The following is an 18,234-nucleotide window of genomic DNA, read 5'->3' as shown; positions in this document are numbered from 1 at the left end:
CCAATATTGAGTTAGCACTCGATTGAATTGAGTGCTAATCCCTGCAGTATTTCTGACGTCCGGGAGGGACGAAAAACAACCATGGCAAAAATCATTGCTTTTGATGAAGAGGCACGTCGCGGTCTAGAGCGCGGTCTGAACATCCTTGCTGACACCGTCAAGGTCACCCTTGGCCCACGCGGACGCAACGTCGTCCTCGAAAAGAAGTGGGGCGCCCCCACGATTACTAACGATGGTGTGTCCATCGCGAAGGAAATCGAACTGGACGACCCATTCGAAAAGATCGGCGCAGAGCTGGTTAAGGAAGTTGCCAAGAAGACTGATGACGTCGCTGGTGATGGAACGACCACCGCTACCGTTCTCGCTCAGGCACTCGTTCGCGAAGGTCTTCGCAACGTAGCTGCTGGCGCAGACCCCATTTCGCTCAAGCGCGGCATTGAGAAGGCTGTTGCAGCTGTTTCCGAGGAACTCATCAACAACGCTAAGGAAGTTGAGACCAAGGAAGAGATCGCAGCTACCGCTTCTATCTCCGCTGCTGACCCCGAGATCGGCGCACTGATCGCTGAAGCTATCGACAAGGTCGGTAAGGAAGGTGTGGTCACCGTTGAGGAGTCCAACGCTTTCGGCACCGAGCTCGAGCTCACCGAAGGTATGCGCTTCGACAAGGGTTACCTCTCCGCATACTTCGTGACTGACCCAGAGCGTCAGGAAGCAGTATTCGAGGACCCTTACATCCTCATCGTGAACAGCAAGGTTTCCAACATCAAGGACCTGCTGCCCATCGTGGACAAGGTCATCCAGACCGGCAAGCAGCTGCTCATCATCGCGGAAGACGTCGATGGCGAAGCACTCGCAACCCTCGTGGTCAACAAGATCCGTGGCATCTTCAAGTCGGTAGCCGTCAAGGCTCCTGGCTTCGGTGACCGCCGCAAGGCCATGCTTCAGGACATCGCCATCCTCACCGGTGGTCAGGTCATCGCTGAAGAAGTCGGCCTCAAGCTCGAGAACGTTGAACTCGACATGCTGGGTAAGGCTCGCAAGGTTGTTATCACCAAGGACGAGACCACCATCGTTGAAGGTGCTGGCGACGCAGACCAGATTGCTGGCCGCGTAGCTCAGATCCGTGCCGAGATCGACAACACCGACTCCGACTACGACCGCGAGAAGCTCCAGGAGCGCCTGGCTAAGCTCGCCGGTGGTGTTGCAGTGATCAAGGCTGGTGCCGCTACTGAAGTTGAACTCAAGGAGCGCAAGCACCGCATTGAGGACGCTGTCCGTAACGCTAAGGCTGCTGTTGAAGAGGGCATCGTCCCCGGCGGTGGTGTTGCACTGATCCAGGCTGGCAAGACTGCTTTCGAGAAGCTCTCGCTGACTGGTGACGAAGCAACCGGTGCAAACATTGTGAAGGTAGCTATTGAAGCTCCTCTGCGTCAGATTGCACTCAACGCAGGTCACGAGCCCGGCGTTGTCGTCGACAAGGTTCGTTCACTGGCAATCGGTTGGGGCCTCAACGCTGCAACTGACGAGTACGTTGACCTTCTGGCTGCGGGCATTATTGACCCAGCTAAGGTAACCCGCTCGGCTCTGCAGAACGCAGCTTCTATCGCAGCTCTCTTCCTCACCACTGAGGCAGTTGTTGCTGAGAAGCCTGAGAAGGCAGCACCCCCCATGGGTGACCCCTCAGGTGGCATGGACTTCTAAGTCCAGATAAACCACAAAGAACGCCTCCCCGCCGATTGGGGAGGCGTTCTTTTTGTCTCTGCGGTTACCCGCGGAACATTCGGGCCGTGGCCTGCTCAATGTCCATGTATTGCTGAGCAGCCAGGGAGAGTGCGTGGTTGATGGAGCTGAGGCTCTCGTCTACGCGTTGGGCGGTGAGATGCCACTCGGAGACCACAGCTTGAAAGGCTGTTGCTGCAGTGCCACTCCAGGAGCTTTGCAGATTACTCAGCTGCGAGTGCAGGGCGAGAACTTCACTCTGAATTCGAGAGATGGACTGCTGTGCAGCTGAGCTGGCATGGGAGACAGCTTCGCTGTCGACGTGAAAGACGGGCATGAGTTCTCCTAGAGGTAAGGAGAGCGCATCCGACCCCTGAGCGGAGGGGGGAGTGCTGCGGGTCGGATGCGCTCTGAGGCCAAGATAGGAGATCTTGTGGGGTCCCTAGAGCGCTTCAGCTATAGCTGTGGAGGAGTTAGTCCTGAACAGGGGTGTGGACGACAGGAAGAGTCACCGAGAACGTGGCGCCGCCACCCTTGGTCGCGGTGACGTTAATACGTCCCTGGTGTGCCTTCACAATGGAAGCAACAATGGCCAGTCCTAGACCACTACCGCCGGTTTCGCGGGCGCGAGAGTTGTCTGCACGGTAGAAGCGCTCAAAGATCTTCTCGCGAATTTGCTTAGGAATACCGTCGCCGTGATCGACGATTGAGATGGTGGCTTCGCCTGCTGCCTCATCGTGGGAGACGACCAGCTCGAGTGGTGTTCCCGACTCAGTAAAGCGAAGAGCATTACCCATCAGGTTGGTGACAACCTGGCGAATCTTGTTCTCTGCAGCCAGTATTTCTACTGAGTCACCCTCGACAGTGATGGTGCGCTCAGGGTCGAATGCGCGGGCATCGAGTGCTGCATCATGAGCGATCTTCAACAGATCAAACTTGCTTATCTCCAGTGGACGCGTCTCATCCATGCGAGCGAGCTCGAGCAAGTCTTCAACCAGCGCACCCATTCGGATGGCTTCTTTCTCAATGCGCTCCATGGCCTGACCAATTTCTTCAGGCGTTTGGAGTGCACCCATGCGATAAAGCTCAGCATAACCACGCACGGAAACAAGGGGAGTGCGCAGCTCATGGCTGGCATCGCCGACGAAGCGCTGCATTTGGTCAATCGTGCGTGCACGGTCCGCGAAGGCACGGTCAATCCTGCCCAACATGATGTTGAGGGAGCGGTTGAGTCGCCCCACTTCAGTATTTGTGGGTGCCGTGGAGGGCAGACGCAAGCTCAAGTCACCATCGGCAATAGCAACCGCCGTGTCTTCCACTTCACGCAAGGGGGCGAAGGTGGTGGTGACCAAGAAGCGGGTGAGCAACGCTCCCACGATCACGATGGCAATACCGAGGCCTAAGAAGATGCTGAGGTAGGTGGTCATCAGCTTGTCCACGCCCGCGGTGGAAAGTGCAACAACGACGGTGCCGAGGGTGCCGGTGGCGTCATCGAAGGTCACGGGGACAGCAATGGCGTGAAAAAGTGTTCGGCCATTACTGGACCTCACCGGGAAAATGGCACCATCTAAGGTGGTGGCTTGATCAACCGTGATACCAGTTGCGAGCTGGGGACGGATAGCCTCAGGCTTGTCCGTCCAGTTTTGCTCCAGCAGCACACCACCAGCGCTATAGACCGCGTAGTAGTAGTCCGTGGGAGCTGTCTGATCGGTCGTACCTGTTTTGCTCAGGCGAAGCACGCTGGAGAGGTCCTGATGCACTGATTGAAGCTGGGTGTCCAGCTGCCCAATCAGGGCGGGCTTGAGCATCGCCATGGTTCCAATACCCGAAACCAGCAAACCGATTGTCAACAACAACACAGTGACGCCGGTCACCTTGGTGCGCAAGGAGATGGCGTTCCATCGGTCGTTGAAATTGAAAGGCATCAGTAGCAATCTAAGCAGGTTCTAGGTGGGGAAATGCTGAAAGGGCGAGACCCGGTGGTCTCGCCCTTTCAGCATTGGAGGTGTGGGTGCTTAGGAAGCCTTGGCAACCTTGAGCATGTAGCCGAACCCACGCTTGGTGGCAATGAGGGGTTCGGTCGAGACGGCATCGAGCTTGCGACGCAGGTAGGAGACATACGACTCCACAATTCCGGCGTCACCGTTGAAGTCGTATTCCCAGACGTGGTCGAGGATCTGTGCCTTGCTGAGCACGCGGTTGGGGTTGAGCATGAGGTAACGCAGCAACTTGAACTCGGTGGGGCTGAGTTCAACCACAGCGTCGTTCACAACCACTTCGTGGGTGTCCTGGTCCATCGAGATTTCACCAGCACGGATCAGGGCTTCTTCATCTGCCTGCATGGTGCGGCGGAGGATGGCCTTGATACGAGCCACGATCTCATCGAGGCTAAACGGCTTGGTCACGTAGTCATCGCCACCGACGGTGAGGCCCATGATCTTGTCCTGGGTGTCGTCCTTTGCGGTGAGGAAGAGAATGGGTGCGGTATATCCGGCCGAGCGCAAACGCTTGGTCACGGAGAAACCGTTCATGTCCGGAAGCATCACGTCGAGCACGATCAGGTCGGGCTCTTCAGCGAGTACTGCCGAGATCGCGGCTGCGCCGTTGCCAACAGCCTGAACGTTGAACCCGGAGAACCGAAGACTTGTGGTCAGGAGGTCTCTAATGTTGGGTTCGTCATCAACTATGAGGATTCGTGGATTTTCCATGTCTCTAGTATCTGACTGTTTCCTGAATGTAACCTGAGAGTTTTTAGACAGCGAACTGTGCGCACGCTGAACTCAGGCGTATTCCCAGTAGTTAGGCGGGAAATTGGCAGAAAAGAAAAATTAGACGGTGTGACCGTCAACGATTTCGTAGGAATAGCCCTGCTCCGCAAGGAAGCGCTGGCGGTTCAAAGCAAAGTCCTGATCAACGGTGTCGCGGGCGACGAGTGTGTAGAAGGTTGCAGTGAAACCACTCTTCTTCGGGCGCAGGAGACGACCCAATCGTTGTGCTTCTTCTTGTCGTGAACCAAAAGCACCAGAGACCTGGATAGCAACACTGGCCTCAGGAAGGTCAACCGAGAAGTTCGCCACCTTGCTCACCACGAGTACCGGTTCGCTTCCGTCACGGAAGGCATTGAAGAGACGCTCACGTTCATCTACCGGTGTTGCCCCCGTGATCTCGGGAACACCGAGTGCGGCCCCCAGTTCAGCAAGCTGATCCAGATACTGACCAATGACGAGCACGCGCTCACCGGGGTGGGCTGCAATGAGCTTCTTCGCAATCGCAATCTTCACGGGCGAAGTTGCTGCCAGGCGATAACGCTCGGCGTCGCTTGCTGCGGCATAGATCAGACGCTCTTCGGGGTCGAGATCAATACGAATCTCTTTGCATTCGGCAGGTGAGATGAAGCCTTCTTGCTCAATCTCTTTCCACGGCGCATCGAAACGCTTGGGTCCGATCAGGCTGAACACATCAGACTCGCGACCGTCCTCGCGCACGAGCGTGGCAGTCAAGCCCAGACGGCGACGAGCTTGCAGCTCGGCCGTCAGCTTGAACACGGGTGCAGGGAGCAAGTGGACCTCGTCATAAATGACCAAGCCCCAGTCGAGAGCATCCAAGAGAGCAAGGTGAGCAAACTCACCACCGCGCTTGGCGGTCAAGATTTGGTAGGTCGCAATGGTGACCGGCTTTATCTCTTTTGTTGCGCCCGAGTACTCCCCGATTTCATCCGGGGTCAGCGAGGTGCGCTTCAAGAGCTCATCACGCCACTGGCGTGCCGAGACCGTGTTGGTGACCAAGATCAAGGTGTCGGTCTTCGTTGCTGCCATAGCACCCGCACCGACCAGCGTCTTTCCTGCACCACAGGGAAGCACAACCACACCCGAGCCACCCTCAAGGAAGTTGGAGACAGCCTTCTCTTGGTAGTGGCGCAGTGCCCAGCCATCGGTGGCGAGGTCAATGTCGTGGTGTGCACCGGGCTTGTAGCCGGCATTGTCTTCAGCGGGCCAGCCAAGCTTGAGTAATTCTTGCTTGAGCTGACCACGTGCCCACGCAGCCACTTCGTAACTACCATCCTCACGCTTGCCCTCGAGCAAGGTGGAGACCTTCTTGGAACGAGACACTTCAGACAGAACAGCAGCGTCAGTGCCTCTGAGAATGAGCGTGCCTTCGGCATCGCGCTCAATGGTCAAGCGACCATAGCGGTTCACAGTCTCCGCGATGTCGATGGTCACACTGGCAGGAACGGCATACTTCGAATACTTCTCGAGCGTGCCCAGAATCTCTTCTGCGGTGTGACCAGCAGCACGAGCATTCCACAACCCCAAGCGAGTAATGCGGTAGGTGTGAATGTGCTCGGGAGCGCGTTCAAGTTCGGCAAAGACAGCGAGGTCGTGACGAGCATCCGCGGCGTGCGGGTGTGCCACCTCGAGCAGTACTGAGCGATCGCTTTGAACGATCAACGGTCCATCGGGCATCTCTCTACGTTACTCCGGTTGAGAGGGTGCCCAGGACAGAGCTAGGCAGGGCGCACGGCAGTGATGTGAGAGGCAGGCAGAGTGCGCTCCACCTCAGTCGTGCGATCCAGGCAACGCAGACGACCGTTGGAGAAGCCCTTAGGTTCAATCGTGAACTCACGCTCGCCGTCAGGCATCGACACTGTCACCACAAGAATGCTCTTCTCTCTCACGGCAACATCGAGCTGACGAGCAATCCAGGTGGCATCATCGGTCGTTGCCGCTTCACGACTGCCACGCAGTCGTTGAACCAAAGCAACGTGAGGGCTGACGGGCTCAGGCTGAAGTTCAATACTGCGACGGTGAACCGGAGCAGCAATGATCTTGCCGGAGGCGTCCTCCAGCTGTGCTGGATACTTCGCATCGAGCAGGGCGTTGAGAACAATGCCCGCAGAGATGGCGGTCTGGAGAGAATCTTCCGAGACGGGACGCAAGCCCAGCGAGTGCAGGGAGTGGTCGGCATTGATGGTGCGCAAGACGAGAAGGTCCTGAGCCTTGACCACGGTGTTGCCGTTGACTTCCCGCACGCGAATGGTGCCAAAGCGTTCACCCAGGTCAGTGATGAAGTAGCTCACGGCCTGAGGAATATCGGTGGCAGCCAGAGCAGTGAGGTGATCCAGAATCTGCTGCGCAGAGGTGCCCTGCGCGAGCAGGTGGTTGGTTCCTTGCGCGGTAATGCGGAAGGTGGTGGCAAGACCTCTGGACTCCACCACACACAGTTCACGCATGAAGACGTCATCGGCTGGTGTGAGTGGGCCAGGTGCTACGACGGTGAAGTCGTGCTGCACAAACACGTGCTCAGCAAAAGGTGGAACAACGGCAGCAATGGCTGCGGTGACGGCCTTCCAGTTACCAGCCAACACTTCCTTGCCCACAGCAGTCACAGACCCAGCAGTGGAGAGGCCAAGAAGTTCTGCTTCACTCAGGCGCTCTTTTAAGTCACCATCGAGCCAGTCGTGACCGAGGGGATAGTGAACTTCGAGCCACGCATGCAGCTCAGGACCCCAGTTGGACTCTGTACTGAGAATCTTTTGAAGGTGGGTGCCAAGGTGTTCCGACCACGCTGTGGTCACAGCAAGCCAGCGCTCAGCGAGGGGCAGGTGGAGCCAGGTGTCCAGTTTCTCGGTGGCCATCCACCAGCCACTGTTCTTTGCCAGGATGCCCGAGAGTTTTCCCAACGCAAGAAGAGCGGTGGGAGTGATCTCTGCGCTGGGCATCAAAGGTGCCAGGCGCTGTGAATCTTGTGCGCTGAGACCACCGCGTGCCAGTTCTTTCACATGGTGAGACTCGATAGATCGAGCAAGTTCATCTAGAGAAGTAATTGCAGAGAGTGCTGTTTCAAGAGCTGCAACATCGCGGAGCTCCGAACCCTTCTCCGGCTTGCTGGGCTTGTCTGCTGTGGCAGGGACAAGCTTCTCGGTGGCGCTGAGGATGACAGCACTGACTTCGGGGTAGAGCTCGAGCTTCTTTCCCTCAGGGCCCAGAAGTGCCTGCTCAAGCGTGGTGGTGAGCTCGGGATCTGCAGCGGTCTTGCCGGTGCTGGCAAGTTCACGAAGCTGAAGCAATTGCTCCAGCGGAAGCCTGCGCACAGCGCTGAGGATGGAATCCTCCGTCAGCAGGGCGTCCGCTAAATCAAAGTAATCCTTGATGGCCGTGCTGTTGGTCAGGCGGGTTGAGGCAAGCTCTGAAAGCTGCTCATCGGTCAGCGCGCGCAGGCGCTTAGAAAGTTCTAACGAGGAAGACACAGGCTCCTACTTGCCTGTAGGCGAGTTAACGAGAACCCGCAGATGCGTCGCGGCGGCGACGAACCATATTGATGATGAGCAGAGAGACCATCAGGATGAAGCCAATCGGAAGGCCGATGCCGGGCAGAACCAATACAAACGTGCCGAAAGAACTGGTGAGATCCAGGTTCGTAATACCCGCGGTCACAATAGCCAGAAAAGCGAGAATGGATACTCCCACAATGGCTACGACCATGGTTCCCAGAATGCGTTCGAGACGTGTTGCTTCGTATGTGTCCTCTGTTGCCATACCTCTAAGGATAGGTGCCTTCTGTTACCTCTGAGTAAACTGGGGGTTGCACCAATCGCAGGAGGAAAAAATGCCAACCGGCAAAGTGAAGTTTTACGACGAGGAAAAGGGCTTCGGCTTTATTTCTACCGACGACGGCCAGGAAGTCTTCCTGCACGTTTCCGCCCTGCCCGAAGGTGCGAAGGTTCGCCCCGGATCACGCCTTGAGTTTGGTGTTGCCGAAGGCAAGCGTGGAGCACAGGCACTGTCTGTCCGCGTGCTCGAGACTCCTGCAGGTCGCGAGAAGCTTGACCGCAAGCCTGCAGACGACATGTCGATCATTGTGGAAGACCTCGTCAAGCTGCTCGACGGTATTGGCAACAACCTCAAGCGCGGCAACTACCCTGACAAGGCACACAGCAGCAAGATCGCAGCTCTGCTTCGTCGCGTAGCAGACGACTTTGATGTCTAAGCCATTCCCCACACTCACTGCATCCCACCAGCGCTTGGCGCTTGCTGCGCTGCACGAAATCACCACGCCTGAAAGCATTGGTGAACTTGAGGTAGAAACCATCGACCACGATGGCATTGCTACCTTGCAGTATCACTGCAAGCTCGATGGCTATCCCAACTGGGTGTGGAATGTCTCACTGGCAACCCTCGAAGGCGAAGAGCCCACCGTGATGGAGGCAGAACTGCTTCCTGCCGAGGGTGCACTCGTTGCTCCCGAGTGGGTTCCTTGGTCAGTGCGCTTGGCAGAATTCCTCGAAGCTCAGAAGCAGGCAGCTGCTGCCGGTATTGCGCTCGATGAAGAACTTCCCGAAGGTTTGCTTGACCTCGCCGAGGGTGCTCTCGATGGCACCATTCTCGACGATGAACTCGAAGACCTCGATGACTCGGATGCTGATGACAGCGACGAGGAAGACGACGACGACCTCGACGATGACGAGGACGACGAAGAGGACGACGAGGATGAGGAAGATGACGACGAGGAACTCGTCTCAGCTCCTACACACGGCGGAGATATCGACGGAGTCGATATTGATGACCTCGACGACAGCGCAGAAGATTCTGACGCTGACGACGAGAACTAACCTCTAGAGGCGCTCGAGTACGTACTCGATTGACGCAATCAGCGCGGCAACGTCGCTGGGCTCAATCGCGGTGAACGTAGCCACGCGAAGCTGGTTGCGTCCGAGCTTTCGGTAGGGCTCGGTATCGACGATGCCGTTGGCACGAAGCACCTTGGCAATGGCCGCAGCGTCGAAGTCGTCATTGAAGTCGATGGTGACGACAACCTGTGAGCGGTGCTCGGGGTTGGTCACGAAGGGGGTGGCGTAGTCCACCCGGTCTGCCCAGCTATAGAGCAGGTTGGACGATTCCTTAGTGCGGGCATCTGCCCAGTCCAGACCACCGGAGGCATTCATCCAGTTGATCTGCTCTTCGAGCAGGACCAGGGTTGCCACGGCAGGAGTGTTGAGGGTCTGCTCGAGGCGAGAGTTGTCGATGGCGTTCTTGAGGCTCAAGAATTCAGGGATATAACGGTCTGTGGCAGCGATGCGCTCCACGCGCTCAATTGCTGCGGGGGAGAACAGTGCAAACCACAGGCCACCATCTGAAGCGAAGTTCTTCTGTGGAGCGAAGTAGTAGACGTCGGTTTCGGCAGCGTCAATCTTGATACCACCTGCAGCACTTGTGGCATCGACCACGGTGAGCGCACCGGCATCGCCGTGCACGCGCTTGACGGGTGACATCACACCAGTGGAGGTTTCGTTGTGTGCCCAGGCATAGGTGTCGATGCCCGCCTTGGCGACAGCATCTGCGCGAGAACCGGCAGGGGCGTTGATCACATCGGGAGCGGTGAGCCAGGGGGTCTTGGCTGCGGCAGCAAACTTGCCACCAAATTCACCGCAGACCATGTTCTGGCTCTGCTTCTCAATCAAAGAGAACGCGGCTGCATCCCAGAATGCGGTGGAGCCACCATTGCCGAGGAGAACTTCGTAGCCATCAGGCAGGTTGAAGAGTTCACTCAGACCAGATCGCACGCGACCAACCATGTTCTTGATCGGTGCCTGGCGGTGGCTGGTACCCAACAGCTGTGCACCAATCCCAGCTAGTGCTGCCACCTGTTCGGGGCGAACTTTGGAAGGTCCGCAGCCGAAACGGCCGTCAACGGGAAGAAGTTCGCGGGGGATGGTGATCTCAGCCATGAATCAATTCTAGGGTTTGGTCACCACCCCGAAATTCCCCAACTCTCGCGCGAGTAAAGTAGTGAACATGACAGATCTGATCGACACCACGGAGATGTATCTGCGCACCATCCTCGAGTTAGAGGAAGAGAACATTGTTCCCTTGCGTGCGCGAATCTCTGAACGTGTGGGTCACTCCGGTCCCACAGTGTCTCAGACAGTGGCGCGCATGGAGCGCGATGGACTTGTCTTGGTTTCGGATGACCGGCACTTAGAGCTCACCGCAGAGGGTCGTTCAAAGGCGGTACATGTCATGCGCAAGCACCGCTTGGCCGAGCGTTTGCTCAGCGACATCATTGGTTTGGAGTGGGAGTTCGTTCACGACGAAGCGTGCCGCTGGGAACACGTGATGAGCGACAAGGTAGAGCGTCGCATCATGGAAATGCTGGGAAACCCTACTGAGTCTCCCTATGGCAATCCGATCCCAGGTCTGGAAGAGCTGGGCATTGAACCCGCCGAGGGTTTCTTGGATGGCGTGGCTAACCTGCTTGATCTGCTCCAAGCTTCGGGTGAGCTCAGCACGGGTGTTGTTCGACGCCTAGGAGAACCAGCACAGATCAACCCCGAAACCCTGGCTGAGTTTGCCGAATATGGCCTCACCCCCGGCTCCACCATTTCCTTCAAGCGAGATGGTGACCGCGTCCGCGTCTCTGCCACAGGATTCACAGGTTCACTCGATTTACCACTAGATGTTGCGGTGCACATCTTTGTTGAGCACAGCTTGTAGTAAATCGCCCGTTACCTTTTTGTGATTTTGTCGTGTCGCTAATGTGACTTTTGGGCTCACTTCGCGTAGTCTGGACAAGCTTTACAACCACCAAAGGGTTGCGAAGCCACATAGCGAGACGTCCCAACCCCCGTCTCTCGATATGTGAAACGAAGCAAATTTTGCATCGTGACGGGGTAAGCAACCTAGCTTGTTGGGACGCCGGAGGTTATACCTTGGCCGAATTAGGTAACGACGAATTCTCGTCACGCCGTGAGCGCAAGCTCGCGGAAAAGAAAACACTCAGCAAGACTGCACGCTCTTTCGCATCCTCTGCACGTGAGCGCGGCACTGCACTCGTTTCTGCTGCCCAGGAGGTAGCAACAGTAAAGCCTGCACTTCGTGCAGCACGCCCTGCACGCACCGAAAACAACGGTCGCAACTGGGCTCGTGCCGGGGTGATGGCTGTGGCACTCGGCCTGATGGCCACCTTCTCGATTCCTGCGTATGCAATCGACTCCAGCGATCACGTTGACGTTGAGGCATACAAGGCTCAGCTTGCTGCAGAAGCTCAGGCACTTGTTGTCTCTGGCGATGCTGCGGTTTCTGCAAGCCGCGATGGATACTCCACCGCTGCAGCTGTGACAGTTGCTACTGCAGCTCGCGCATCATCTTCCGCACGCATTTCTGTCGATGTTTCTGGAATCGCGTCAAACTCTGCACTTCTCAACACCGCATTGAACCTCGTTGGTATGCCCGGTGACTGCACCGCATTCGTTGAGCAGGCTCTGCGTAACATGGGTTACTCGGTTCCTGACCTGGGCCCCATGCAGTTCGGTGGCTATGGCACCGTCTTCAGCGACCCCAACCAGGTTCAGCCTGGTGACATCATGATGCGTGGTAACCACCTCGCTATCTATGCAGGTAACGGCCTGGCAGCTCAGGGTGGAATTGGTGGAACCTCTGTTCTTTCCTCCATCTCCGCTGATCCACAAAGCTACGCACTCTTCGTTCGCGTCGGCTAAATACCGACCGTGTTCTCGGGGTAACTCCCGATAACGATTCGGCGTGCCTGCTAGAGATTTGCTGTCTGCGCTCAATACTCTGAACTCAAGCATTAAGTGCGGAGGGTTCATGAAACTTCACGAACGAATAGGTGAGCGTCTACGCGCACGTCTTCGCTAGGGCATTGTCGGTAACGACGGTGCCCTTGTGTGTTTCTCGGGAACCTTCACACTTCTTGTGACCATTCGGCAAGCAGCCTGCACGCCATGCAGGCCCAACTCGAAAGGCCCCACCGTGCGCACCTTGGTACTCAACGCAGGATATGAACCACTCGCGATCGTCTCATTCAGGCGAGCGTTGATGCTGGTGATGAGCCAGAAAGCCACGGTGCTCAAAGCAGATGCCGACCACCCGGTCGAAGCCATCACGGCACAGTTTGATCGCCCCTCGGTCATCGTCCTCTCCCGCTATGTGCGCGTGCCCTATGCCAGGCGAGTGCCACTCACCCGACGTGGAGTGTTGCGTCGAGATGGTCACCACTGTGCTTACTGCGGCAAGAGTGCCAACACGATTGACCACGTCATCCCGAAGTCTCGCGGGGGAGCAGAGTCCTGGGAGAACCTGGTGGCCTGCTGCTTCAAGTGCAACAACATCAAGAGCGACCGCACTCCCCAAGAGATGGGCTGGCGCCTGAGGATTACTCCTCGCATGCCTGCTGGCCCCAGCTGGTTCGCCATGGGTCTTGATCACCGGGACACTGCCTGGGATGACTACCTAGCACCAGCGGCCTAGATAACTCCAGCGCTTAGACTGGAGTAACGCCTCTGTAGCTCAATGGAAGAGCACCTCCGTCCTAAGGAGTTGGTTGGGAGTTCGAGTCTCTTCAGGGGCACCAGAGAACGCTTACTAGAACTAAAGTCCCTTTCCACGGTCTCTAGTTGGTCTTCTCTAGTCGTTCCAGAATCCAGCGACGCTTCGGCGTCGTTTTCGTTTGTCTCGAGATCAATACCGACGCCGAACGATGCAGCCCACTCGGCTTGTGCTTCGAGCAGAAGGCGCACGGGTTCCTGCAGTTCTGACTCGGCGCGGTCCTGATCGAGGACGAAGATTCGCTTGAAGATCGCCTGATTCAGTTCGCGGCGCATGTCGTTGCTCGCGTTGCGGTATAGCTCGTAGGGGTCGCGCAGCAGCTCGAGCCATCCCTTGATGAAGTCGGCGCCGATGCTGAGGTCGTCCTCGATGGTGCCGAGTCGGGCCTCGAGCCCTGCTCGTTCACGTTCAATCTCCGTGATCTTCTCGCGGGCCTTCGAACCGGCAAGTCCGCCATCGGCGACAAGGTCAATGAGGTTATCTGCACGTGTTTGTAGGCGAGCGATCTGGCCTTGGATCTGTTCGCGCAGCTGACGTTGGGACCCGGCTTGGTCCTTGAGCGCGCCGTCAATCTGATCATGCACCCACTCGATGAAGTCCGGATTGAGCTTCACCGTTCGGTAGTGCTCGATGACTTCATCCTCGACGAGGTCAAAGGGAAGGTGGCGCGAGTCGCAGATCCCTTGCTGTTTCCCTCGGCAGAAGAAGTAGAAGTACTCGCCGCCGAGCGCCACATGATTGGCAAGGAGCTGGCGCAGGCATCGGCCACAGACCCGGCCGCTGCGCTCGCTGTACTGAAGCTCCTTCTAGGCGGGCACGGTGACCGTGGCCGGGTCGCCTTCGACCTGAGCCGGCACGCCATTCCTGTTGTGATCGCGAACGCCATGCTGTCGTCAGATGGCGACCTGAAGAACCAAGCCGAGGCATACATGAACGACCTCGGTGCCCGAGGAAACCTCGCGCTCGAAGATCAAGTGCAGGCCGTGCTCGAAGGTAAAGTCGGCGTGGATGACGTCGATGAGTAGGACTGGGCTGCTGGTCATGGTGGACTCGGTCTCCGCAACGAGGGAGAGTTAGATGGCGCAGCCGCTCTCGGTCGAGCAACTCAAGGAGTTAGTTCAGCGTCAGTCAAACGTAATCGTAACGACTGGTACTGGCGGATCGCGGATTCAAGATGTGGACACCGACTACCAGTCAAGCGACCGGATGCTCGTCGCCAACTTTCGCCGTCTTCGGTTGGAGCCGCCATTTCCCTGGAGAACGCTCTGGGAGTGGCACGGCTTCTACTCGCAGAACCTCGGTACGTACGCATCCCGACGGCAGCATGTTGGACAACTCACGCGCGCGGCTCTCGATGCCCTCGATGCCCTTGCGGTGAACGAAGGCGTGGCGGGTCCTGCACCCGCTAGCACTAGCGAAGTGGTTAGGGCAGCTCTGGGGGACGCCGAAGTACTTATCCGGGAGGGGCGACCGTCCAGCGCGGTCGATCGGGTCCATACCGCACTGCATGGTCACCTTCGCGCCCTCTGCGTTGCGGAGAGCATAACCGTCCCCGAGGGCGACCCGTCGATAACGGTCCTGCTCAAGGTCCTGCGCGAGAACCATCCTCGGTTCAAAGAGACGGTCGCGTTCAGTGACGAAGCCCGCCGCATGATCATGTCGATGAGCACCGCGCTCGACGCGTTGAACACCATCAGGAACCACGCCAGCCTTGCGCATGCGAACGAAGCCCTCCTCGGAGATCCTGAGGCGCACCTCGCGATCGACTCCGCTCGAACGGTGTTCCGCTACGTCGACGCCAAAGTGGCGTAGTGGTCCTTCTGTGAAGGCTGACAGTTGCGGGTATTCGAACGCTTTTCTCAAACCAAGGAAGGTCCCTCGAGGTCTATTGTTCGGAAAGGCGTCTCTTCACGGTATTTGGATCGACCCAGAACTTCTTGCCTAGCCGGTTGAGCGACGAGCCCGCGACCCGAAGTAGAAGGCGCTCTGCGGGATGCCGCCGGGCTCCGGATCTCAGCCCCGGCACCGCGAAGCGCGGCGAGCACCGTGTGATTGTCAAACCCGAGGCGCTGCCCAATCCGGATGCTGGACCACCCCTCGGCGTAGAGCTGTGCCGCTTCGGCGACCTCTGTCCCGTTCATTCGCCGTGAGGTGTCGATGCCTCGGTCGGCGAGGTGTTTGGCGACCGTTGTCCGGGAGATCTGCCACTCGCGAGCGACTTGCCGCATGTTGCGGACGTCGAGGTACCGCGCGACCAGTTGGTCGACTTCACGCTCCCGGAGCTGCCGAGCGGACGCCAAGTCGCTCGCCGAGATCGCAGGGTGACGCTCTCCACTGATGGCTCGCGTGATGAGCTCTTGAGGGCCACCTGCGCCTGTGAAAGTGTTCGAGTACGAGTGCAGCAGGCGCACTGCTATTCCGTTCGGGTGTTCCGTTCGGTAGGCCATGCGGGTGTTCGTAATGCGGGTAGGGGCAGGGCCAGAACTCACGCCGCCGCGACCTTTGGTCTGTCATTAGTACACGCCCTGATGTACTATCAGAGCATGACCACTTCGACTGCTGTTCGACTTGACGCGATTCGTCGGGTCGGCAAAGCCCTCGCTGACCCGACGCGCGTCGCCATCCTCTTGGCGCTCCTTGACGGGTCTCGCTACCCGGCGGAGCTGGTGGACGAGCTGGGCGTCACGAAGCAAACCGTGTCGAATCACCTCGCCTGCCTGCGCGACTGCGGAATTGTCGTCGCTAAGCCCTCCCGTCGACGAGTTCTCTATGAGATTTCGGATGCGCGGTTGCGTCACGCGCTCCAGGATCTCGTCGGCGTCGTGCTCGCTGTCGATCCGGTCGACGCATGCGACGTGAACGAGAACGATCTGGAGACGCGCGCGTGACGGCCATGGTGGGAGCACAACCGGAGGCGAGTCGCACCGCTCTGTTGCGCCGACGAGTGAAGATCATCGTTGCCGTCACCATTGGGTACAACGTGATCGAAGGCATCATCGCCCTCATTGCCGGCGCTGCCGCGGACTCGGCTGCGCTCATCGGTTTTGGGCTCGACTCTGGTGTGGAGGTGCTTTCGGCGACTGCCGTTGCTTGGCAGTTCACGCGTCGCGACCCGGAGCGATATGAGAAGCCGGTGCTTCGCGTGATTGCGTTCGCCTTCTTCGCTCTCGCCGCCTATACGATCGTGGGCTCCACCCTCTCGTTGACCGGGGTGACGACTCCTGAATCCAGCAACGTCGGTATCGTGCTCGCTGCCGTCAGCGTGGTCGTCATGCCATTCCTCTCGGTTCTAGAGCGGCGCACCGGTCGAGAACTCGGCTCCGCCACTGTGGTGGCTGACTCCAAGCAGACCCTCATCTGCTCGTTGCTCTCGGCGGCGGTCTTGCTCGGCCTCGTCGCGAACGCCGCGTTCGGATGGACCTGGGCCGATGCGCTCGCCGCCCTCGTGATCGGAGCCTTCGCCATTCGAGAGGGCATCGAAGCGTGGAACGGTGACACCTGCGCCACCGCGATCGGCGAACTCATGGAAGACTCCAGCACCCACGACCACGACCACGACGAGGAAAGCCACCTGTGAGCGCCGACGGGCACACTCATGCCGGCGGCACGATAAATCGACGGCGCCTGGCGATTGCTTTTGGCCTTACCGCCAGCGTTCTCGTCGCTGAGGTGATTGGGGCGATCATCACCGGGTCGCTTGCTCTACTCGTGGACGCGGCCCACATGCTGACAGATGCAGGTGGGCTGCTCGTTGCGTTGTTTGCAGCCAAGCTCATGGAGCGACCCGCAACATCACGTCGCACCTGGGGTCTTCGTCGTGCGGAGGTGCTCGCTGCCACCGTGCAGGCAACCGTACTGCTGGGCGTGGGCGCATTTGTGGTCATCGAGGCCGTCCAGCGATTCAGTCAACCGGCAGAGATAGCCAGCGTCGAGCTCCTCGTCTTCGGCATCGTCGGCCTCCTGGCCAACATCATCGCGATCGTGGTCCTGTCGGGCGGTCGCGGCGACAACCTAAACATGCGGGCCGCGTTCCTCGAAGTGCTCAACGATGCACTCGGGTCGGTGGCTGTCATCGTCGCTGCCGTCGTCATCATGACCACGGGGTTCCAACAGGCCGACTCGATCGCTGCGTTGCTGGTGGGGGTGCTCATCATCCCCCGCACGCTGCGCCTGCTGCGGGACGCCGTCGACGTGCTGCTCGAGTCAGTACCGCGCGGCATCGACCTCGACGATGTGCGACAGCACCTGCGAGACGAGGATCATGTTGTCGACGTTCATGACTTGCACATCACGCAGATTGCTACTGGGCTGCCCGTACTGACTGCCCACGTTGTCGTCGAGGCAGGTTGCTTCTACGACGGCCACGCACCCGAAATCACACAAGCGCTGCAGCGCTGTGTCGCCGAGCACTTCCCGGTTGCGATCGACCATGCAACATTCCAGCTCGAACCTCCAGGAGCGGTACAGGCGCACGACATGCACTAATCAAGTCAGCCGCCGCCCGACCTGGGGCGAATGGAAACTCCTCGTCTGCGAAGGCCGTTCAAAATGGTGTGGTTGTCGAACCCGAGCCGCTTGCCTATGACGAAACTCGAGAGCCCCTGTCCGTAAAGCTCGGCTGCTTCCGCGAGCTGCGTCTCCGTCATCCCACGGGAGGTACTAACGCCGTGCTCGGTGAGGATACGTGTGACCGTGGTGCGCGATAGTCCGAGGTCTCGAGCAACCGTGCGGATGTTACGAGTAGCGAGATAGTGGTCAACAAGCCGCTGCGCTTCATCGGCTCGGAGTTGACGGGCGCGCTTCGATCGAAAGTCACCTTGCGCGGGGCGCTTTGATCGCGTCGAGCGGAAGATTAGCTCTTGAGGTGAGACGACCCCGGGTGCGGGGTTCGAGTAAACCTGCAGCAGGTGCACCATTATCAAACGCCCCGTGAGGGGCGTTTGTTTTTTCTAAGAAAGAGCTACTTCTTGCCGCCAAAAAGCTTGGCGAAGAATCCGGGTTCTGCTTCGTGTCCTTGGCAGCGCTGGTTCTTGGGGATACCGCGCATGACCTGATCTACGTGCTGACCGCAGCCAGCCCAGGTGGCTTTGCCGCACTTACGGCAGGTTACTTCTCTACACATTTGTGACTCCTCACGTCATCAATAACTATACCCCCGGGGGTATAGCTC

General features: G+C 58.3%; 19 protein-coding genes and 1 tRNA gene. 12 read left to right on the top strand and 8 right to left on the bottom strand.

What is annotated here, in order from left to right:
• The first annotated feature begins 81 nt into the window (after window positions 1–81).
• Window positions 82–1,701 (top strand): chaperonin GroEL, encoded by a 1,620-nt coding sequence (gene groL / locus AURMO_RS07035; RefSeq protein WP_110234401.1) that lies wholly within the window; start codon window positions 82–84, stop codon window positions 1,699–1,701.
• 64 nt (window positions 1,702–1,765) lie between these two features.
• Here groL and AURMO_RS07030 read toward each other — a convergent pair whose 3' ends face one another.
• The 6 genes from AURMO_RS07030 to AURMO_RS07005 all read right to left on the bottom strand — a co-directional run bounded on the left by AURMO_RS07030 (window position 1,766) and on the right by AURMO_RS07005 (window position 8,255).
• A complete protein-coding gene (locus AURMO_RS07030) occupies window positions 1,766–2,056 on the bottom strand; it encodes a WXG100 family type VII secretion target (RefSeq protein ID WP_110234399.1) in 291 nt (96 codons plus the stop codon).
• A 136-nt stretch (window positions 2,057–2,192) separates the two neighbouring features.
• A complete protein-coding gene (locus AURMO_RS07025) occupies window positions 2,193–3,644 on the bottom strand; it encodes a sensor histidine kinase (protein WP_110234397.1) in 1,452 nt (483 codons plus the stop codon).
• A gap of 90 nt (window positions 3,645–3,734) precedes the next feature.
• Window positions 3,735–4,427: a response regulator transcription factor gene (locus AURMO_RS07020; protein ID WP_110234394.1), complete on the bottom strand. Its 693-nt coding sequence runs from the start codon at window positions 4,425–4,427 to the stop codon at window positions 3,735–3,737.
• A gap of 120 nt (window positions 4,428–4,547) precedes the next feature.
• Window positions 4,548–6,182: a DNA repair helicase XPB gene (locus tag AURMO_RS07015; RefSeq protein WP_110234391.1), complete on the bottom strand. Its 1,635-nt coding sequence runs from the start codon at window positions 6,180–6,182 to the stop codon at window positions 4,548–4,550.
• 41 nt (window positions 6,183–6,223) lie between these two features.
• Window positions 6,224–7,966, bottom strand: a complete 1,743-nt coding sequence (locus AURMO_RS07010) for a helicase-associated domain-containing protein (RefSeq protein WP_110234389.1) — start codon at window positions 7,964–7,966, stop codon at window positions 6,224–6,226.
• 25 nt (window positions 7,967–7,991) lie between these two features.
• Window positions 7,992–8,255 carry a hypothetical protein gene (locus AURMO_RS07005; RefSeq protein ID WP_110234387.1) on the bottom strand — a complete coding sequence of 88 codons (264 nt, stop codon included), beginning with the start codon at window positions 8,253–8,255 and terminating at the stop codon, window positions 7,992–7,994.
• A gap of 70 nt (window positions 8,256–8,325) precedes the next feature.
• Here AURMO_RS07005 and AURMO_RS07000 point away from each other — a divergent pair, with 70 nt between their 5' ends.
• Together AURMO_RS07000 and AURMO_RS06995 are read left to right on the top strand one after the other, a co-directional pair.
• Window positions 8,326–8,706 (top strand): cold-shock protein, encoded by a 381-nt coding sequence (locus AURMO_RS07000; RefSeq protein ID WP_110234385.1) that lies wholly within the window; start codon window positions 8,326–8,328, stop codon window positions 8,704–8,706.
• Window positions 8,699–9,328: a DUF3027 domain-containing protein gene (locus AURMO_RS06995; RefSeq protein WP_110234383.1), complete on the top strand. Its 630-nt coding sequence runs from the start codon at window positions 8,699–8,701 to the stop codon at window positions 9,326–9,328. Before AURMO_RS07000 ends, AURMO_RS06995 begins: the two co-directional genes overlap by 8 nt.
• A gap of 3 nt (window positions 9,329–9,331) precedes the next feature.
• On the opposite strand, the gene serC is transcribed toward AURMO_RS06995, so the two are convergent.
• Window positions 9,332–10,444 carry a phosphoserine transaminase gene (serC, locus tag AURMO_RS06990; protein ID WP_110234381.1) on the bottom strand — a complete coding sequence of 371 codons (1,113 nt, stop codon included), beginning with the start codon at window positions 10,442–10,444 and terminating at the stop codon, window positions 9,332–9,334.
• 67 nt (window positions 10,445–10,511) lie between these two features.
• Between serC and AURMO_RS06985 the strand changes: the two genes are divergently transcribed.
• The 9 genes from AURMO_RS06985 (at window position 10,512) to AURMO_RS06940 (ending at window position 17,549) form a co-directional block, all read left to right on the top strand.
• A complete protein-coding gene (locus tag AURMO_RS06985) occupies window positions 10,512–11,210 on the top strand; it encodes an iron-dependent transcriptional repressor DtxR (RefSeq protein WP_110234913.1) in 699 nt (232 codons plus the stop codon).
• A gap of 215 nt (window positions 11,211–11,425) precedes the next feature.
• Complete coding sequence (locus tag AURMO_RS06980; RefSeq protein ID WP_110234379.1) at window positions 11,426–12,214, top strand: NlpC/P60 family protein; 789 nt, start codon at window positions 11,426–11,428, stop codon at window positions 12,212–12,214.
• Window positions 12,215–12,488: 274 nt separating this feature from the next.
• Window positions 12,489–12,986, top strand: coding sequence for an HNH endonuclease (locus AURMO_RS06975; protein WP_110234377.1), 498 nt, complete (start codon window positions 12,489–12,491; stop codon window positions 12,984–12,986).
• 28 nt (window positions 12,987–13,014) lie between these two features.
• Window positions 13,015–13,089, top strand: a tRNA-Arg gene (locus AURMO_RS06970).
• Between the two features lie 487 nt (window positions 13,090–13,576).
• Window positions 13,577–14,089 carry a hypothetical protein gene (locus tag AURMO_RS06965; RefSeq protein ID WP_110234375.1) on the top strand — a complete coding sequence of 171 codons (513 nt, stop codon included), beginning with the start codon at window positions 13,577–13,579 and terminating at the stop codon, window positions 14,087–14,089.
• A gap of 52 nt (window positions 14,090–14,141) precedes the next feature.
• The gene (locus AURMO_RS06960) at window positions 14,142–14,876 is read left to right on the top strand and encodes an abortive infection family protein (protein WP_110234373.1); all 735 of its coding nucleotides are present in this window, start codon (window positions 14,142–14,144) and stop codon (window positions 14,874–14,876) included.
• Between the two features lie 731 nt (window positions 14,877–15,607).
• Complete coding sequence (locus tag AURMO_RS06950; RefSeq protein ID WP_110234912.1) at window positions 15,608–15,952, top strand: ArsR/SmtB family transcription factor; 345 nt, start codon at window positions 15,608–15,610, stop codon at window positions 15,950–15,952.
• 5 nt (window positions 15,953–15,957) lie between these two features.
• Window positions 15,958–16,641 carry a cation efflux transmembrane domain-containing protein gene (locus AURMO_RS06945; RefSeq protein WP_204163658.1) on the top strand — a complete coding sequence of 228 codons (684 nt, stop codon included), beginning with the start codon at window positions 15,958–15,960 and terminating at the stop codon, window positions 16,639–16,641.
• Window positions 16,638–17,549 (top strand): cation diffusion facilitator family transporter, encoded by a 912-nt coding sequence (locus AURMO_RS06940; protein WP_110234367.1) that lies wholly within the window; start codon window positions 16,638–16,640, stop codon window positions 17,547–17,549. The genes AURMO_RS06945 and AURMO_RS06940 overlap by 4 nt, the downstream gene beginning before the upstream one ends.
• A 475-nt stretch (window positions 17,550–18,024) precedes the next feature.
• On the opposite strand, the gene AURMO_RS09015 is transcribed toward AURMO_RS06940, so the two are convergent.
• A complete protein-coding gene (locus tag AURMO_RS09015; protein WP_110234363.1) occupies window positions 18,025–18,186 on the bottom strand; it encodes a hypothetical protein in 162 nt (53 codons plus the stop codon).
• Between the last annotated feature and the right edge of the window lie 48 nt (window positions 18,187–18,234).

The organism is Aurantimicrobium photophilum (genome assembly GCF_003194085.1).
GTDB classification, from domain to species: domain Bacteria; phylum Actinomycetota; class Actinomycetes; order Actinomycetales; family Microbacteriaceae; genus Aurantimicrobium; species Aurantimicrobium photophilum.
The sequence above is the reverse complement of the archived record's forward strand: the minus strand, read 5'-3'. Positions and strand labels throughout refer to the sequence as shown.

Excerpts from the sequence above, each read along its gene's own strand:
- groL (WP_110234401.1), top strand. The coding sequence starts at position 82 with ATGGCAAAAATCATTGCTTTTGATGAAGAGGCACGTCGCGGTCTAGAG.
- AURMO_RS07030 (WP_110234399.1), bottom strand. The coding sequence starts at position 2,056 with ATGCCCGTCTTTCACGTCGACAGCGAAGCTGTCTCCCATGCCAGCTCA.
- AURMO_RS07025 (WP_110234397.1), bottom strand. The coding sequence starts at position 3,644 with ATGCCTTTCAATTTCAACGACCGATGGAACGCCATCTCCTTGCGCACC.
- AURMO_RS07020 (WP_110234394.1), bottom strand. The coding sequence starts at position 4,427 with ATGGAAAATCCACGAATCCTCATAGTTGATGACGAACCCAACATTAGA.
- AURMO_RS07015 (WP_110234391.1), bottom strand. The coding sequence starts at position 6,182 with ATGCCCGATGGACCGTTGATCGTTCAAAGCGATCGCTCAGTACTGCTC.
- AURMO_RS07005 (WP_110234387.1), bottom strand. The coding sequence starts at position 8,255 with ATGGCAACAGAGGACACATACGAAGCAACACGTCTCGAACGCATTCTG.
- AURMO_RS07000 (WP_110234385.1), top strand. The coding sequence starts at position 8,326 with ATGCCAACCGGCAAAGTGAAGTTTTACGACGAGGAAAAGGGCTTCGGC.
- AURMO_RS06995 (WP_110234383.1), top strand. The coding sequence starts at position 8,699 with ATGTCTAAGCCATTCCCCACACTCACTGCATCCCACCAGCGCTTGGCG.
- serC (WP_110234381.1), bottom strand. The coding sequence starts at position 10,444 with ATGGCTGAGATCACCATCCCCCGCGAACTTCTTCCCGTTGACGGCCGT.
- AURMO_RS06985 (WP_110234913.1), top strand. The coding sequence starts at position 10,512 with ATGACAGATCTGATCGACACCACGGAGATGTATCTGCGCACCATCCTC.
- AURMO_RS06960 (WP_110234373.1), top strand. The coding sequence starts at position 14,142 with ATGGCGCAGCCGCTCTCGGTCGAGCAACTCAAGGAGTTAGTTCAGCGT.
- AURMO_RS06950 (WP_110234912.1), top strand. The coding sequence starts at position 15,608 with ATGACCACTTCGACTGCTGTTCGACTTGACGCGATTCGTCGGGTCGGC.
- AURMO_RS06945 (WP_204163658.1), top strand. The coding sequence starts at position 15,958 with ATGGTGGGAGCACAACCGGAGGCGAGTCGCACCGCTCTGTTGCGCCGA.
- AURMO_RS09015 (WP_110234363.1), bottom strand. The coding sequence starts at position 18,186 with ATGTGTAGAGAAGTAACCTGCCGTAAGTGCGGCAAAGCCACCTGGGCT.